Source organism: Cohnella sp., assembly GCF_041640265.1.
Taxonomy (GTDB): domain Bacteria; phylum Bacillota; class Bacilli; order Paenibacillales; family Paenibacillaceae; genus Cohnella.
Map to the genome: position 1 here is coordinate 12,091 of NZ_JBEQAP010000026.1, position 17,011 is coordinate 29,101.

12 protein-coding genes are annotated in these 17,011 nt (G+C 48.8%); 11 read left to right on the forward strand and 1 reads right to left on the reverse strand.

Going from position 1 to position 17,011, the window contains the following annotated elements:
• The first annotated feature begins 103 nt into the window (after positions 1-103).
• From ACESLK_RS17995 to ACESLK_RS18015, 5 genes are all read left to right on the forward strand, one after another.
• Positions 104-2,371, forward strand: coding sequence for a helix-turn-helix domain-containing protein (locus ACESLK_RS17995; RefSeq protein ID WP_373231075.1), 2,268 nt, complete (start codon positions 104-106; stop codon positions 2,369-2,371).
• A 274-nt stretch (positions 2,372-2,645) separates the two neighbouring features.
• On the forward strand, positions 2,646-3,608 hold the full coding sequence (locus tag ACESLK_RS18000) for an ABC transporter permease (protein ID WP_373231076.1): 963 nt from the start codon (positions 2,646-2,648) through the stop codon (positions 3,606-3,608).
• 14 nt (positions 3,609-3,622) lie between these two features.
• Positions 3,623-4,522 (forward strand): carbohydrate ABC transporter permease, encoded by a 900-nt coding sequence (locus ACESLK_RS18005; RefSeq protein WP_373231077.1) that lies wholly within the window; start codon positions 3,623-3,625, stop codon positions 4,520-4,522.
• A gap of 36 nt (positions 4,523-4,558) precedes the next feature.
• Complete coding sequence (locus tag ACESLK_RS18010) at positions 4,559-6,214, forward strand: type 2 periplasmic-binding domain-containing protein (protein WP_373231078.1); 1,656 nt, start codon at positions 4,559-4,561, stop codon at positions 6,212-6,214.
• Between the two features lie 65 nt (positions 6,215-6,279).
• Positions 6,280-7,335 (forward strand): glycoside hydrolase family 88/105 protein, encoded by a 1,056-nt coding sequence (locus ACESLK_RS18015; protein WP_373231079.1) that lies wholly within the window; start codon positions 6,280-6,282, stop codon positions 7,333-7,335.
• Positions 7,336-7,552: 217 nt separating this feature from the next.
• Here the strand turns inward: ACESLK_RS18015 and ACESLK_RS18020 are convergent, their stop codons facing one another.
• Positions 7,553-7,636 carry a putative holin-like toxin gene (locus ACESLK_RS18020; protein ID WP_373231125.1) on the reverse strand — a complete coding sequence of 28 codons (84 nt, stop codon included), beginning with the start codon at positions 7,634-7,636 and terminating at the stop codon, positions 7,553-7,555.
• Positions 7,637-8,116: 480 nt separating this feature from the next.
• Here ACESLK_RS18020 and ACESLK_RS18025 point away from each other — a divergent pair, with 480 nt between their 5' ends.
• The 6 genes from ACESLK_RS18025 (at position 8,117) to ACESLK_RS18050 (ending at position 16,998) form a co-directional block, all read left to right on the forward strand.
• A complete protein-coding gene (locus ACESLK_RS18025) occupies positions 8,117-9,100 on the forward strand; it encodes a phosphotransferase enzyme family protein (protein ID WP_373231080.1) in 984 nt (327 codons plus the stop codon).
• Positions 9,101-9,419: 319 nt separating this feature from the next.
• Positions 9,420-10,301: an AraC family transcriptional regulator gene (locus ACESLK_RS18030; protein WP_373231081.1), complete on the forward strand. Its 882-nt coding sequence runs from the start codon at positions 9,420-9,422 to the stop codon at positions 10,299-10,301.
• Positions 10,302-10,436: 135 nt separating this feature from the next.
• Positions 10,437-11,720 (forward strand): glycoside hydrolase family 27 protein, encoded by a 1,284-nt coding sequence (locus ACESLK_RS18035; RefSeq protein ID WP_373231082.1) that lies wholly within the window; start codon positions 10,437-10,439, stop codon positions 11,718-11,720.
• Between the two features lie 171 nt (positions 11,721-11,891).
• Positions 11,892-14,159 carry a helix-turn-helix domain-containing protein gene (locus tag ACESLK_RS18040; RefSeq protein WP_373231083.1) on the forward strand — a complete coding sequence of 756 codons (2,268 nt, stop codon included), beginning with the start codon at positions 11,892-11,894 and terminating at the stop codon, positions 14,157-14,159.
• A 226-nt stretch (positions 14,160-14,385) separates the two neighbouring features.
• Positions 14,386-16,011: an extracellular solute-binding protein gene (locus ACESLK_RS18045; protein ID WP_373231126.1), complete on the forward strand. Its 1,626-nt coding sequence runs from the start codon at positions 14,386-14,388 to the stop codon at positions 16,009-16,011.
• 84 nt (positions 16,012-16,095) lie between these two features.
• Positions 16,096-16,998: an ABC transporter permease gene (locus ACESLK_RS18050; RefSeq protein ID WP_373231084.1), complete on the forward strand. Its 903-nt coding sequence runs from the start codon at positions 16,096-16,098 to the stop codon at positions 16,996-16,998.
• Positions 16,999-17,011 lie beyond the last annotated feature (13 nt).

Below are 17,011 nucleotides of genomic sequence, written 5' to 3' on the forward strand. Positions count from 1 at the left end.
GTAAAGTGTGGCTTGAAGAATATTGAAAGTTTCGCAAGAACATTTATGTAAGCGCTTTATGTGATTTAAGCTGCAAATCAATGTTAAGAGGAGGGGCCCTTGCATGAAGCGATTTCCGATGATGCTGCAATTAGCGCTAATCCTGTTCTGCATCATGGCTATTCCTACGGCGATACTGACGTGGTATAGCGGCACGCAGATTCTGCGGAATTCGGAAAGTGCTATCGCGGAATCGTCGCTTGCGGGACTGAACGCTAACCGCAAACTTAACGAGAATGCACTTAGCAACCTGGCAACGGATGCGGTGCGTCTCTCCGCAACTAGTATCTTCGACCGCATCCGCAATTTCGAGACCTTCGCCGAGCTTAACAGTAATTATAATTATGTGAGTAACGCGCAAGTGTTATTGAAAGAATTGGTGAATTTGAATCATCGGGTGGATGGTGTGTATTCCTCGTACTTCTACCTCGAAGGTGCGGATTATGTCGTCTCGACCGACAAAGGATTGACGACGCTGAAACGATACGAGCCCATCGACTGGATGGAGGATGCCCTTGTCGGTCGAAGAGGGATTAGCGGCGTTTGGTATCCACGCAAGTTGACCTCTGGGATCAACGTCGTATCGTACGTGCTGCCCCTTAACCGTCTGTCGACCACGACGCGGGGAATGATCGTTGTCAATATTCGCGAAAGCCAGATCGGGGATTACCTGCGCTCGTCGGAACCGGGGGAGAAAGGCTACCTGCTCATGCAATCGGACGGCACCATTCTCTCGCATAACGACAAGGCAATGCTGCTTACTGACGGGAGCAAGCAGCCCTTTATGCAAGAGATATTAGCAAGCACAACGAAGGAAGGTTACGCGTTCCTTGAGCGAGAGGGAGAGCGCTTGCTCTATACGTGGTCCCGCTCGAACCTGTACGGATGGTGGAACGTTAACCTCTATTCAATGGACGAGCTGATGACCAAGACTCTCACCTTGCAGAGCAAGATTATTTTGATTACCGCCATTATTATTTTTGCCGGGACCGTGTTGACGGTGTTCCTCGCGACATGGCTGTCCAAGCCGGTACGAGAGTTGGTAAGGATCGTACGGGCGCGAGGCAACCTGGAGGTAGCGAACAAGAATGAACTTGTGTTCCTCGACGCCGCGTTCAGGCGAATGCAGGAGGAAGAGGAGGGGCTCTACAAGCTGCTGCGAGAGCGTGAACGGGATACCCGCAGCCTCGCGCTCCATAACTTGTTGAGAGGCGAGGTGACGACGCAGATCGCCGAGATGTTCCCGGAACGCTATTACCTTGTTGCCGTCGTTTCCATTGATCGATACAGGCGGTATGTGAGTAAGACAAATCCGGAGACTAGGAACTACCACCGCTACCTGCTCATCTCCGAATGCGAGAGTCTGTTCCCGGATAGAGTACGGGTTAGATGCGTCTATCAGGGTGAAGGCTGTTTCGCAGTCGTGATCAATTATGGATATGAAGAACTTGAACGCAACTTCGACGGGATCAAGGGAGCCCTAGGCGGTATCAGGGATATAGCATTGGAGCTTCTTGGCCATTCCGTGACCATTGGCGTAAGCAGCCAGGCAGAGACCAGCTCTATGGTCTCGGACCGAGCGGTGGAAGCGATGGAAGTCATTAAACATCGGATGATCGAAGGAAGCGGCGGCATCAACTACTGGAAGCAGGAAGCACAGCGCAGCAAGAAATATATTTATCCCGCCAACAGCGAGAGGCGCATTCTTAACTTTCTGGATATTGGCGATCTCGACAGCATCATCAAAGAATTGGCGATCATCCGGGACGAGATCCATTCGGTTGAGTATATCTCCTACGATAATATCATGTTCATCTACAACCAATTGGCAGGCGCCACGATCAAGCACCTTAGAGAGAATAATATCAGTACGTCGCGTATCTTCGCGGGGCAGGGGAACATCTATTCAGCCATTGCTTCCATAGACACGCTTGACGAGCTCGAAGACTATTTGCGTGTGTTGTTCGGAGAGATCATTCAGTACCTTGCGCGCAACCCGGGCGAGGTCAATTATGGAGAGCGGATCATCCGTCACCTTGAAGGACATTTCTGCGAGGACATTGTATTCGAAGATATGGCGAAGGAGATTGGCATCAGCTATTCCTACATGCGTAAGATCGTGTATGACTTAACGGGAAAGAGCCTCATCGACTATCTCAATCTGCTGAGAATCCAGAAGGCTAAACAGCTACTGCTGGAATCCAATCTTAACATGACGCAGATTGCATCGGAGGTCGGCTACTACAATGTCCAAAGCCTCACTCGATTTTTCCGTAAGTACGAAGGCATGCCCCCGAGCAGCTACAAGGCTACAAAGTCTCGGACATCGTAATGTGAGCGTTCATACCGCATAAAAAGTTGAATGGAGCTGTCTTTCCGGCCTTACGGGTCGCTGAAGACAGCTCCACTTTTGCTTATTCCAATCAGAATTGATTATTTTACTTAACAAATATGCGATACGATTGGGAAAAATCAAAAATGACAGGGAAGATCAATACTCACGATTTACCAGCAAGAGGATGGAAAGGTATGATTCAGACACAACCTTACTATTGTCGGAACAAACGATAGGACCAAGGTAGTCAGACCGAAAAGGGGGTGAGACTGTGAAGGTTGAAAGCGCTTCACAAAATGAAACCGCTTTAAAAATCATCAAAGCGGATAGCCGCGGGATGATCTATTATCTTCGACGAGACTGGCAGCTTTATTTGTTGCTCTTAATCCCGTTATCTTTTGTGTTGGTGTTCAAATACGCACCGATGTCCGGGCTCGTTCTTGCTTTTAAGGAGTATAAAATTGCAAAGGGATTCTGGGGCAGCGAATGGGTCGGCTTCCAGGTGTTCGAAGAGATCTTCGCCAAGCACGATTTCATCCGCGCGATCCGCAATACGCTGCTGCTCAATAGCCTCGATCTCGTATTCAGCTTCACGATGCCCATTGTGCTGGCGTTATTGATGAGTGAGATCAAAAGCGTCAGATTCAAGCGCTTCAACCAGTCTCTGCTATATTTGCCGCATTTCCTGTCCTGGATTATTATCGGTGCGATCGCTTATCAGCTGCTTAGCGAAGGCAGCGGAATGATCAATAATCTCATCGAAATGATGGGCGGCAAGCGCATCCCGTTTCTACAGGAGGACACCCATTGGCTAATCAGTTACATAGCCATTGGAGTCTGGCAGAGCATGGGATGGGGGACCATCATCTACCTGGCTTCCATCAGCAGCATTAACCCGGAGATGTATGAAGCTGCCATCGTCGATGGCGCGGGGCGCCTCCGGAAGATGTGGAACGTCACGCTGCCTTCGATCCGCATGACCATCGTAACCTTGCTGATCTTGAATTTGGGCAGGGTGATGGAGGGCTCGTTCGAGCGTGTGTTTGCTCTACAGAACAAGGCTACCACAGAGTTCACAACGACCATTCCGGTATTGGTCTACCGATGGGGGATTGAGAGCGGGAACTTCAGCCGCGCGACGGCCCTCGGGTTGTTCCAGGCTGTCATCGGACTTGTGCTGGTGCTAATGGCTGATCGTATTGCCAAGAAACTCGGCGAAGACGGATTGATCTAGAAAGGAGGCGAACCATGAAAGCATCCAATACTGCAACGGCCGTGAATCGCCGAAGGCGCTTCGATATCTGGGATGCGCTGATCCGCCTTGTTCTGATCATCGCCTCGCTGGCCTGTCTGCTGCCGTTCGTTCATGTTGCTTCGAAATCCTTTAGCGAAGACGCATATGTTATCGCGAACAAGGTGTTTCTCTGGCCGGAAGGGTTTACCCTTGCGGCGTACTATAAGATCTTCGCCGACGCTAGCATCTTACGATCGCTTTATGTATCGGTTGTCGTGACGGTGCTGTTCACCATTCTGGGCATGATCATCACGATCTGCGCCGCCTATCCGCTCTCCCGCAAGCAGCTGAAGGGCCGCGCACTGCTGACGTTTATCTTCGTGTTCACCTTGTACTTCAGCGGCGGCATCATTCCGGAATACATGCTGGTTAACAATCTGGGGCTGCTGGATACGATCTGGTCGATCATTCTGCCGCCGGCGTTCAGCGCGTTTAATCTGCTGATTATGAAGACCGCGCTCTCTAGCAGCATTCCGGATAGCCTGGAGGAATCGGCACGGATCGATGGCGCGGGACACTTCCGAATTCTAATCAGCATCGTCATTCCGCTCTCCAAGCCGATCATTGCGACACTGTCCCTTTTCTACGCGGTTGGACGTTGGAATGCCTATCAGGATGCCTTGTTTTACATTAAGCAAAATGTGGATATACGGCCGTTGCAGCTTAAACTGTATTACCTAGTCATCCAGGCAAGCGAGAGCTTTCAGCTTGAGGCTACGCAGGTACAGTTAAGCAATCCCGAGGTACTTAAGGCATCGGTTGTTGTCTTCGCGACCCTTCCGATCCTGTGTGTCTATCCGTTTATCCAGAAGTATTTCGTCCAAGGTACCATGCTTGGAGCTGTCAAGGAGTAACATTGAATCGAAAATTCATTATTGGGGGAAAAAGCAATGAGCAAAAAGAAAATCGTATCTTTATTGATGGCTATATTTATGGTAATCAGTGTTCTGTCGGCTTGCTCTAATGACAAAAATTCAAATGCTAGCAGCAGCCCTAGTGAATCTTCTACTCCATCCGCAAGCAATACCGCAAGTGAGAGCGCTAAGGGCAGCGATGGCGATTATTCAAAAGGCTTCCCTGAGAAGGTTAACCTGGAGATTCCGGTCTACGACCGTGCCTTCGAAGGCTGGAACGTGACGGACAACTTCTATACCCGCTGGGTTCAGAAGGAATTCGGCGACAAGTACAACATCAACGTCAAGTTCGTGCCAATTACTCGCAGCAGCGAAGTTCCGGACTATGAGCAGCTGCTGGCCTCCCACAAGGCTCCGGACATTATTTTCCACTACGACATGCCTCAGGCTCTCGCCTACTACGGCGAGGACGTCTTGCAGCCGCTGGACTGGGAAGAGATCGCTAAATATGCTCCTACTTACTGGAAGAATATGAGCGAGACGATCCAGCAGTACGGTGTCGTAGACGACAAGAAGGTATTCTTCTTCGCCTCGCGTCCGAATGCAGATAACTACGTCACTATGATTCGCAAAGATTGGGTGGAGAAGGTCGGCATGAAGGTGGAGGACCTGACCTCCCTGGAGAAGTATAACGAGATGCTGGTGAAGTGGAAGGAAGCCGGTCTTGGAGTCGGTAGCGAAAGCTTAAGGAAGAACAACTACAACTTCAACTATGCATTCCGCGATTGGCCGATCGACGCGAAAGACCGTGCTCTTTACTCCGACCTCAGCGTAGCGGATCTGACGACCCCCGCCACCGAAAGCTGGCTGCGCAACCTGAACTATCAATACAATAACGGCCTGATCGACAAGGAATTCTATCTGCGTGACGATGACAACAAGATTAAGGCCGAGTTCGTAGCGGGCAAGACCGGCACCTATGGCTTCTACCTCGCCAGCAATACCGATGTAATCTCTTCCGTCCTTAAGAACAATCCGGAAGCACAATTCGCCGTGCAGAATGTGCTAGCCGGAACTCCGGAGGGACATAAGCCGCAGGGACGCGCATACTGGCCGTTCGGCTTGATCATGGGCATTAACTATGAATCCACCGATATGGAACGCGCAGCGGTGTGGATGTATCTAGAGTGGATGAGCCAGCCGGAGAACCTGTTTTACTTCCAGAACGGTGTCGAAGGCCAGAACTATACGCTTGATGCCGACGGTATTGCCGTGAAGACTGCGGATTTCGCAGGCGAATCCAAACTCTCCCTTAACAATAACAAGGACTACTGGGCGCTTGTTACCGAAGTCGCGCAGTATGCCGATCCTGCCGTGACCCGCAAGGCCTACCTCCGCGACTGGTCGCCTGCAGGCTACGAGTATCTAGCAGAGGATCTTCTGGCCAATTACGACAAGACTGCAGAATATCGCACGCCGGATGCACTGTTCGGTGTTGTGCTCGAGAAGGTGAATGAGTATAAGGCCGATCTGAATTCTCTCTTCCAAGAGCTGTATGTGAAGATCGCCATTGCTCCAATCGACCAATTCGATGCGACTTATGAAGCGGCTAAGAAAACTTACCTCGACGCGGGTTATCAAGAAATCTTGGACGAGAAGAAAGCCGCGATCGATGCGGGCAAATTCAGATAGGGATTAGTTCCCCATAATAAATATCTAAAGCCCCTGCTTCCAGCGAGGGCTTTGGATATGGAGGCATGATTAAGTTGAAAATTAATGCAGCTGCGACCGATTTGAGGCAAGTCGTCGGATGTGTGGTGGATTACACGTTCGGGATGGATTTGACTTGGGACTGGCCTGGCGGAGTGGCCTTCTACGGCGTCAGCCGAGCGTTCGAAGTGACGGGCGAGAAGGCCTATCTGGAACGAATGGCCGATTGGTGCGAGGAATATTTCGAAGCGGGACTTCCGGGCTGGACGGTGAACACCTGCGCGATGGGGCATATGCTGCTCACCCTCTATGAACAGACGAAGGATCAGAAATACCTCGAACTCATTTTGAGCAAAGTAGACTACCTCGAGAACAAGGCTTTGCGCTTCGGAGATCGAGTGCTGCAGCATACGGTGTCGGCCAAGAACGATTTCCCGGAGCAGTGCTGGGCGGACACGCTGTTCATGGCAGCGTATTTTCTGCTGCGCGTTGGCGTGAAGCTGGGGAAGAAGCCCCTCATTGACGATGCTCTGCACCAGTTTTATTGGCATATTAATTATTTGCAGGACGAGAACACCGCTCTATGGTACCACGGCTATAACAACCTCAAGCAGGATCACATGTCGGGCATTTACTGGGCACGGGCCAACGCTTGGGCGGCTTATACGATGTCCCGGGTGAGTAAGGTGCTGCCGGAGGGCTACCTGTATCCTCCTTTTATGCATATTGGAAGCTCCCTCCGCGATCAACTCGCCGCAATAAAGAGGCTTCAGAAGGAGGATGGCCTCTGGGGCACCGTTCTCGACTTCCCGGAAGCCTACGGCGAGATATCAGCTACAGCAGGCATAACGGCGGCGATGGTGACGCAAGACAATCCGCTGCATGCCAAATATGTACAGAGGGCGTTGGACGGAACGCTGGCTAATATAGCAAGTAATGGACGAGTCCTGAACGTTTCTGGCGGAACTGCCGTAATGAATGATATAGAAGGTTATCTTAGGGTGGATAAAAAGTGGGCTCAAGGCTGGGGACAGGGACTGGCACTTGCCCTGTTGACGGCGGTCATCGAATCCGGCGGATCCGATGATGATCCGATGACGTGATCATGGCAGCTTATGATTGATCGTGAGGTTTTTAGCCGAACTTAGCAGAGTTGTTTATGTATTTTTACTTCCTAACGTGTTATATTAGAGGTAGCAAATGCGTAAAATGCAAAGGAGCCGTGCTAGTAACACGACTCCCGAGCACACAGCCGCTTCAAAGGCGGTCGGCTTCGGATATGAGATCAAGAAATGACCGCTATCCTAGCAGATTGGGCGGTCATTTCCTTTTGTGGAATGAAAGTATAAGTACAACCAATGTCGCGAATGAAATCATAAGCGTCAATGCTTGGAATACCTCCATGGCATCACCTCCCTTCCGGGAGATTAGCCGACCGCCCTCGCAAGCCGTTCTCTGTGCTGGAATAATTATAACATAGAAAATACGAACGAGTATTCTCTTTAGTAGGTGGTAACTGCTGATAGGATACTCGTTTTTTTGTTGTTTTTTTACTATTGAACCTTGACGATTTCCTTGTTCTTGAATTTGGAATTAATGCTCATATTTCAAATCCCATTTAGAAATTGTTTCCAGAAACAATCTAAGGTAATATATAACTAATAGGTTTAGAAGGGAGTGAGCGGCATGAAACGCCGGGCTATTACTACTACTGTTGATATTAAGGTGATTCTTAACTGAATATTGTTGGCAGACACTAGGTCTGCCTCTCATTAAGGATATAACTGCTCATTATTCCGTAGACTGCAGCATAGCCTGCGGTCTTTTTGCGTTCAAAAAAGCTGCTTGGCGATAGATTTGGTTATTAAAGGAGCGGGATGCTTTGTGTTGAAGTTAAAATATCTTTTTGATGATGTGAATTTAGCAGAAATGGTTTTGAAAAATTGGAATTACGATGAAGGATCAATCGATATGTTTAAGTATTATCGGATATCGTCAAACGCCATTTATCCGTTCAAATGTGAAGGTAAGACCCACCTATTACGATTTGCCCCAAAGACAGAGAAGCTAAAATCAAATATTTTGGCGGAACTGGATTTCATTTCTTACTTGCGTGATAACCACTATGGAGTTTTAGAATCGGTTGAATCAAAGCATGGTGAGGAGCTTGTAGAGGTGCAGACTCCATGGGGAGATTATTTTGCATCCGTATTTAAACGTGTTTCTGGTGTGCAGATTAATAATACGGATTTTAGTGATACCATTATATTCAGCCATGGTAAAGCGCTAGGTAGGCTCCATCTCTTATCTAGTCAGTACACACCTGATAAAACCCAAAGATGGTCATACAGTGATGTTTTAGATTGGATTCAAGATGTTTTAATGAGTTTTCCAGAAGAAACAGCAGCATTGATGGAGACGAAATTACTACGAAGTTATTTTGCTTCAATCCCTGTGAATAAAAGTAATTTTGGACTGGTACATTATGATTTTGAATACGATAATGTATTTTACGATGACGAATCCAAATCTTGTAATGTAATTGATTTTGATGATGCGATGTATCACTGGTATGCAATGGATATCGAACAAGCGCTTGATAGTTTGCAGGACTATTTTTCATCTGAAATTTTTAATCATAAAAGGCAATGCTTCATGGACGGATATCTCACTGAATACGATATCCCAAATGATTTTGAGGTTATCTTACCCGCATGCAGGCGCTTTGCCAATTTATATGGGTATGTTCGTATTCTAAGGTCAATCGCTGATAAATGGGATAATGAACCTGATTGGCTAATAAATTTGAGGGAGAAATTGACAAAGGGTTTGCAAGGGGAATCCATTTGTTTTGGTAAGGAAATCTAGGGTGTGGACTGTAGGCTCAGAATCGAGGCTGTCGATTAATTGTGAACAGTTTTAAAGTGAACGTACACATGCAGAGAATGTATATGATTTTTCGCATACATTTACAGAATCCGGGCTCAAATCAATTTTTTTTGTATGAAATTTCGTATAGAATCGACTGATTCGATGTGTGTGACGCTCATTTTGTATGATTTTTCGCATACATTATGTGGTCTCCCGCAGATTTCCGAAGTTATGAGCTGTTGATCGACAGCCTTGAATCTGTACCTAAACCGAGTAGAGCGCCTGGGTCAATATCAGACAGCGGGGAAATGAGAACATGAAGGTTGATCAAGAAAGGGGAACTTACGGGTTCCGATTCGCCGATTCCGACAGCCTGCCTCTGTGCGGGCTGTTTGCAGTAGGGCATGAACGAGTAACCGACGTATCCTATGATTGGAACGGACTGACCCGGACGGACGGACCGCTCTTGTTGCTTCAATATACGGTAGAAGGTCAAGGGGAGCTCGAGGTTGATGGATGTACGCATACTCTTGAACCGGGCCGTGCTTTTCTTGTGGAGATACCTGGCGATCACTGCTACCGACTCCCCAAAGCAAGCCATTCATGGGCTTTCTATTTTGTCCTGTTGCGCCCGCATCTCGTGCTTCCTCTCTGGGAAGAAATCAAGAGCAGCTTAGGCGGGACACCTTATCTGCCGCATGGAAGCAGTCCGATTCTTGCTCTTAAAGATCTCTATCAATATGCATGCGAAGGTCGTATCACCGATCCTTACACAGCCTCCTGGCATACGTATCGTTTTGTTATGGAACTGGCCCGTTTTGCATCCTCCAAGGGACTGACTTTTGCCGAATGGCCGACCGTCATAACAGCCGCCGTTCAATTTATGGACAAAAACTACAACCGGATGGTAGGGCAGGAGCAATTAGCCAGAGAGTTGGGGATTTCCAAATACCATTTCCTGAGAACGTTTACCAAATTCGTCGGCATGACGCCGGGTGAATACGTGAATCGAATTCGCATCGGAAAATCCATCGAGCTGCTTCGCCAAACGGATTGGAGCATCGAACAAATCGCCATTTCCGTAGGTTATTCCAGCGGAAGCTACTTCATTAAAGTTTTCAGGAAGCTCACAGGGCAGACTCCTGCCCATCTCCGCTCCGGCAGCCATCTTCAATATAGTCGGCTTTTTTTCGAATAAGTCTTCGATCGGACTAGCAATTTAGTGCTATTATTCATCCAATATTACGGTGGATTTCTGCTACTTTGGCATTTATGATGGGAATTGTATAGCAATGTTTTACCATCATGCGTATTTACCAAGGAGGCATTTCACTTGAGTCATCGTCAATACGCCCCTACCCCGCCTTTGGGCTGGAACAGCTGGGACTGCTATGGGGCGGCAGTCACCGAGAAGGAAGTTCGCGGAAACGCCGAGTATATGTCAGAGAAGCTGAAACAATTTGGATGGGAATATATCGTCGTCGACATCCAATGGTATGAGCCTGGAGCCGTGTCTTCGCATTATCGACCTTTTGTCCAGCTGGAGATGGATGAGTATTCCCGTCTCATCCCTGCGTCCGGTCGGTTTCCCTCTGCATCAGACGGGGCTGGATTCAAGCCGTTGGCAGATTATGTTCATGGTCTTGGATTGAAGTTCGGCATTCATATTATGAGGGGTATTCCTAGACAAGCCGTTCATGCGAACATGCCGATTTTGGGCACTTCAGCAACAGCGCGCGAAATCGCGCATACGAACTCGATTTGTCCGTGGAATACGGATATGTATGGCATCGATGCCTCTAAGGAGGGATCGCAAGCCTATTACGATTCGTTGTTTCAACTGTATGCGGATTGGGGGGTTGATTTCGTTAAGGTGGACGACATCGCCGCTTCTAAATTGTATGGACCCCATCTGCAAGAGATCGAGCTTATCCGCAATGCGATTGACCGATGCGGGCGCCCCATGGTACTGAGTCTGTCTCCAGGACCGGCGTTGGTCGAGCAGGCCGACTTCCTCTCGGCTCATGCCAATATGTGGCGTATGACGGATGACTATTGGGATCAATGGCCCTTGCTGCTTGACATGTTCGATCGGTGCGAGCAATGGCAGAGCATCTCGGCACCTGGAGCATGGCCGGATTGCGACATGCTTCCGCTGGGGCACATCGGCATTCGTTCTGTGGATGGAGGCGGTTCCGACCGCTGGACGCGATTCACCCTGGATGAACAAATCACCATGATGTCGTTATGGACGCTGTTCCGATCACCGCTGTTCTTCGGCGGGGAGCTGCGGGACAACGACGAATGGACACTTTCACTGCTCACCAACCAAGACGTACTCGATATGCACCGCGATAGCAAGAACACCCGGCTGCTGTACCGCGATGGCGACCGGATCGTCTGGACCGGAGACGGCCCTAATGGTGAGAAATACGCCGCATTGTTTAATACCGGGAGCAGGGAAGTGGAAGTGTCGCTTGAACTCGCTGATATCGGTGTAATTGGCACTGTCCGTGCCAAGGACCTATGGACAGGCTCCGAGTGGGAACAAACCCAAGGGAGCTGCAGTGTCACAATCTCTTCCCACGGCGCCAAACTCATCCGGTTTGTCTCTTAGCTTTTTGAAAACGCTATGCTCGTTGCTGCCAAGCAGCGAGCATAGCGTTTTTTTTGTTTTTGGAAGCTATCTATTTCCATTGAATAGTTGGCCATTATCTCTTAAGATATGAGGGTAAGCGCTTTCTCCAAGGTTGTTGGCGGTTGTGTTTTTATACGGGGAGTGATGGAGATGAAGAGGAATTGGTACCGCCGAATGCTGCTATCGTATTTTCCTATTTTTTTGTTTACAGTAACGATCTTAATCTTCTTGTCCTTTATCGTCGTCAATGACATCTCGCATAAGGAAACCGTGAAGGCCGACCGGATTACAACCAGCTATATGGTGGACCGGCTCTCCCGTTCGCTTAGGGGGATTGAGATGGACGTGCTGGAGGAGGTTGAGAAAAATGATCGTTACCGTGATTTTTTGAACACGGAGCTTACGCGCGAGAATCGTCAGGTGCTCTTCGACGTCGTCGACAGCATGCGGACGCTTGCCGCTAACGATAGTCTAATCGATTCTATCTATGTATACAGGATTGAGGATAAGCAGGTGTTGACGCGGAGCGGACTTGTGTCATGGGATGCGTTCTCCGATCGGCTATTCATAGAGCAGGCGCTTAAGAATCCAGACAACCATAGTTGGTCGTCGATCCGGGGTTACCATGAGTTCAGTACAGAGCAGGATAAACGTGTGATTTCCATATATAAAAGAGAGCCGCTGCCCTTCGGAACCGAAGGTCTCATCGTGGTCAACGTCGATATGTATGCGGTCGAGCAGATGATCAGATCCATGAAAATCGGCGAAGTCTCGTTTGTGGATGTTCTCGACGAGTCCGGGGATATGCTGTTTTCCACGCGCTCAGCGGATTTATCCGAACATGCGGAGAAAAGCGGCAGAGTGCTCAATCGAATTGAGTCAGAGCTTCTCGGATGGCAGTTTGAGAGCGGAATCGCCGCCGGGCAGCTGTTTATATGGGTGTCGGTCATATCCTATGTCTGGGTTATCATTGGTTTGCTGACGGTTATTTTTGCCATCTTCTACATCATCTATATAACAAGAAAAAACTATAAGCCGATCCGGGTCATGATGAATCGGATTGAATCGATTCAGCTTCGCGAGGATGAGTTTGGGCTGAAAATGGACGAGCTGTCCATGATTGATCGTACGCTGGAAAACCTGATACAACAAACCGCGGATTTCGAGAAGAAACAGCGCGAGAACTTGCTTGTGAGCAGACGCCAGCTGTTCCACGACATCATGCAAGGCGATGATCTCGAGTCTGTAGCTGACCGATTAAACAAGCTGGGGCAGCTTCCTAAGGGAGAGAAGCTTGATCAACTAGCTTTCATAGTGGTCGAGATAAGCCAATACCGTGATTTTCGCAGCATATTTTCCGTACGGGATCAGCATACTCTGAAGTTTGCGTTGACGAACGTGTTGCAGGAGCTGGCGCAAGCAGACGGCATGTATGGCTGGGCGGAGTGGATAGCGGAGAACCGTATGGGCATGATTGTCGGTTTAGGCGGAGGAAATTCGTCGGTGAAGGAGAAAATTCGGATATTCGCAGACAAAGGACGGCTTTGGGTGGCCGAGCATTTGCGGCTGTCCCTGCTTTTCGGTGTCGGGCATGTTGAGCGGGAGTGGGGACATGTCGAACAGTCCTACCAGGCGGCGGTTGACGCGCTTCACCATAAAATGTCGCTCGGCAAAGAAGCAATCATTATGAGCGAGGATTTGCCCGGCGATGCGGGCCTGAAGTGGTATAAATATGTGCAATACAGTTCTGAGCTTGTAAGGGAGTTTAGGCTTTTAACAGGGGAATGGCGTGCGTATCTGGAGAGATTGTTCGGGCTAATGGAGACGGATTGCTTGAAGGATGAGGATATCAGAATGGTTTTGCAAACCATGATGGATATGCTGGGGAATGAGCTGTCGGAAATGTCCGGCGATTTGCACGAGCATTTCAAGGGCGCGAAGATTGCCGCCAAGCAGAGAGCAGCCGACGAAACGGTGACGCTTTATGAATTAAAGGCTCTCTATTTAGAACGTTTGACGGAAATATACCGCACCTATGTCGCACACAGCGAAACCAAAAATCATCGTGCGATGATTAATGAGCTGAAAGCTTATATCGAAGAAAATTTTGAAAATCCCGATTTGTCTTTAAAACACCTGAGCGACCGGTTTCATATTACAGGCAAATACGCCAGCTATTTATTTAAAGAAGAGTTTAATATGAAATTCGTTGATTTTATTGTGCAGCTGCGAATGGAGCGGGCGGAGGAACTGCTGGCGGAAACCGAAGAGTCCGTGCAGAAGATTGCTCTTCAGGTCGGGTATGCGAATTCCATTACGTTCGGGCGTGTGTTCAAGCGAATCGTCGGCGTGACGCCGGGAGATTATAGAAAACTGAAGTTAAAGCCCGGAAAAGCCCGTCAGTCCTGGGATATTTGAAAACAGTTTATGATGCGACAATAGTGTATTTTAGTAAAAATTGGATATTATCCTCAGGTTTATGGATCGGAAACTAGTTTATTGCCGCCTTCTCGAATGTCATGCCATACTTTGGTCATTCCGATTCGGGCTGCTGAAGCTTTACTGAAAGCGCTATCCTAAATAAAGATCAGCGGCCTGTCCGGTACAACATCAATCGATGAAGGGGTTGGGAACGATGATTGGAATGATGAGAAATAGAGGGGTTTCGAAAACGAAGAAAGCATCCTTGGTGCTCCTGGCTTGTACCTTGCTGTTCACGGCATGTTCAACCAATTCGAAGCCTGAAGCTTCAAATGGAACGAATGCGGCGGCGTCAAATGCCGGGGCGTCAACGGAACGTGTCACGCTTAAGGTTGAGGTGTTCGACAGAGGCAACTCTCCGGTTGGCTCAACGATTACAGACAACTATTTAACGAAATTCGTTCAAGAAAACTTCGGCGATCCGAACAACATTGATGTCGAATTCGTACCTGTACCTCGCTCGGAGGAAGTTGAGAAGCTGAATGTTCTGATGGCCAGCGGCAGCAACGTGCCGGACATCGTGTTTACTTACGATCCTAATACATTCAACCGTTATGCGACGCAGGGCGGTTTAACCGATGTCGGACCGCTGCTTGACGAGCATGCGCCTAATTTGAAAACCTTCCTTGGTGATGATCTTATCGGCTACGGCCAGTTCCAGGGTACCCAGTTCGCCGTCCCCGCGAAGCGCTCGATATTAGGCAAATACGCATCCTTCATCCGTCAGGATTGGCTGGATAAGCTAAGTATGCCGGTTCCGCAAACGACGGAAGAGCTGTATAACGTACTGAAGGCTTTTAAGGAGAAGGATCCGGGCGGAACGGGCGGTCAAGTCATCCCTCTGGGCATGACGATCGCATCCGCTCAATACGAACCGCTGATTTGGTCATTCATTAAGCCGACGACGGAGGAACAAAAGCACACTTTGATACAGCAGCTCGGATCTAACGATTATCCGACACTTCTTCCAGGCTTTAAAGATGCGCTGCAGTTTATGAATAAGCTGTACAACGAAGGCTTGATGAGCAAGGATTTCGGTCTGGACAAAGACAAGAAGAAATTAGGCGAAGACGTTTCGAATGGGAAAATTGGCTTCTTCAGCGAGGATGACATTAATCCTTTCTACGATAAAGGAAGTTACGATGTGCTGCAGCAAAACGTTCCAGGAGCTTTGCTGGCTTCCGTAGATGTGTACACGAATGAGGAAGGGAAGCACGCCAAGCCGATGTACGCGCCGAACGGCCTTTATATCATGATTCCAAAATCAAGCGAACGCTCGGTCGAGGCCATTAAATATTTGGAATGGATGGCGACTGGCGACAATTTGTTTAAGATGCAAAACGGCGTTGAGGGCGAAAATTATACGATGGTCGACGGTATACCGGTAGTTGTGGAGAATCCGACAGAGGAAGCGAAGAACCGCTTGTACAATTCAGGCGATATGGCCATTATTTCGAATGGTAAGCAGCTTGGCAGCATGGAGAAGAACCTGAAGGCTAGAGAGCTGGATAAGCCGAAGAGATTCCAGGATCAGGTAGCAGCTGCGCAGAAGGTGGCGAACACCGACGTGATTCCGCCTGTGTTAATGGATAGACCGATCGAAGCGCAGACGAAATACGCCACGACTTTGCTTGATAAATTCAATGAGATGATCGTGAAAACGACGATGTCAAAGCCGGAGCAGTTCGAAAGTATCTATGAAACGATGCTGAAAGACTACATGGCTAGCGGAGGTCAGGCGATATTAGACGAGCGTACGGCTGTTTATAAAGAGATGCAGGCCAAGTAACGACTGAGTGGGCTTGGTGAACGCGAAGGGACGAGGCGCGGCCTCGTCTCGCGTGTGAACCGATTGCATAAGGAGGAGACCGCTGTGAGTTGGAACGTCTATTTCCGCAGATATTGGCAGCTATATGCGCTGCTTGCATTGCCGATGGTATATTTCATCATTTTCAAATACGGCCCGATGTACGGTATTCAGATCGCGTTTAAGGACTTTAATTTCTTTCAGGGCATTATGGGAAGCGAGTGGATCGGCCTCGAGGCGTTTAGGGAAGTATTCGGCATGCGTGATTTTTACTTGACGCTGCGCAATACACTGATGCTCAACTTTCTCGATTTGCTCGTTTCATTTCCAGCGCCGCTTATATTGGCTATTATGCTCTACGAGATGAGGACGCTATGGTTTAAGAAGCTTTCGCAGACCATTCTCTATATCCCGCATTTTATTTCCTGGGTCATTATTGGCGGAATTGTCTATCAGGTGTTCGGAACGCAGTCCGGTATGATTAATAATTTGATTACCTCAATGGGCTTCAATGCCATCCCGTTTCTGACGGACAAGAACGATTGGCTGATCACCTATTTGCTTGTAGGCGTGTGGCAAAGCGCCGGCTGGGGGACGATTATTTATTTGGCAGCTCTTACCGGCATCAACAAGGAACTGTTCGAGGCTGCCGGCATTGACGGAGCGGGCAGACTGAAACGAATTTGGCATATTACGCTCCCGGGCCTTAAACCAACCATTGTCGTGCTGCTTATTATTAATCTGGGCCATATGATTTCAATCGGCTTTGAGCGCCCGTATGTGATCGGCAACTTGGCGGTGCGCGAATACTCCGACGTGCTCAGCACGTTTGTATACCGAATCGGTCTCCAATCGGGCCAATATACGCTGGCGACAGTTGTCGGTTTGTTCCAGGCCGTTGTAGGACTTGTCTTTGTGCTTGGCGCCAACTATGCCTCTAAGAAGCTCACGGATGAAAGCATCCTCTAGGAGCGATTGCACG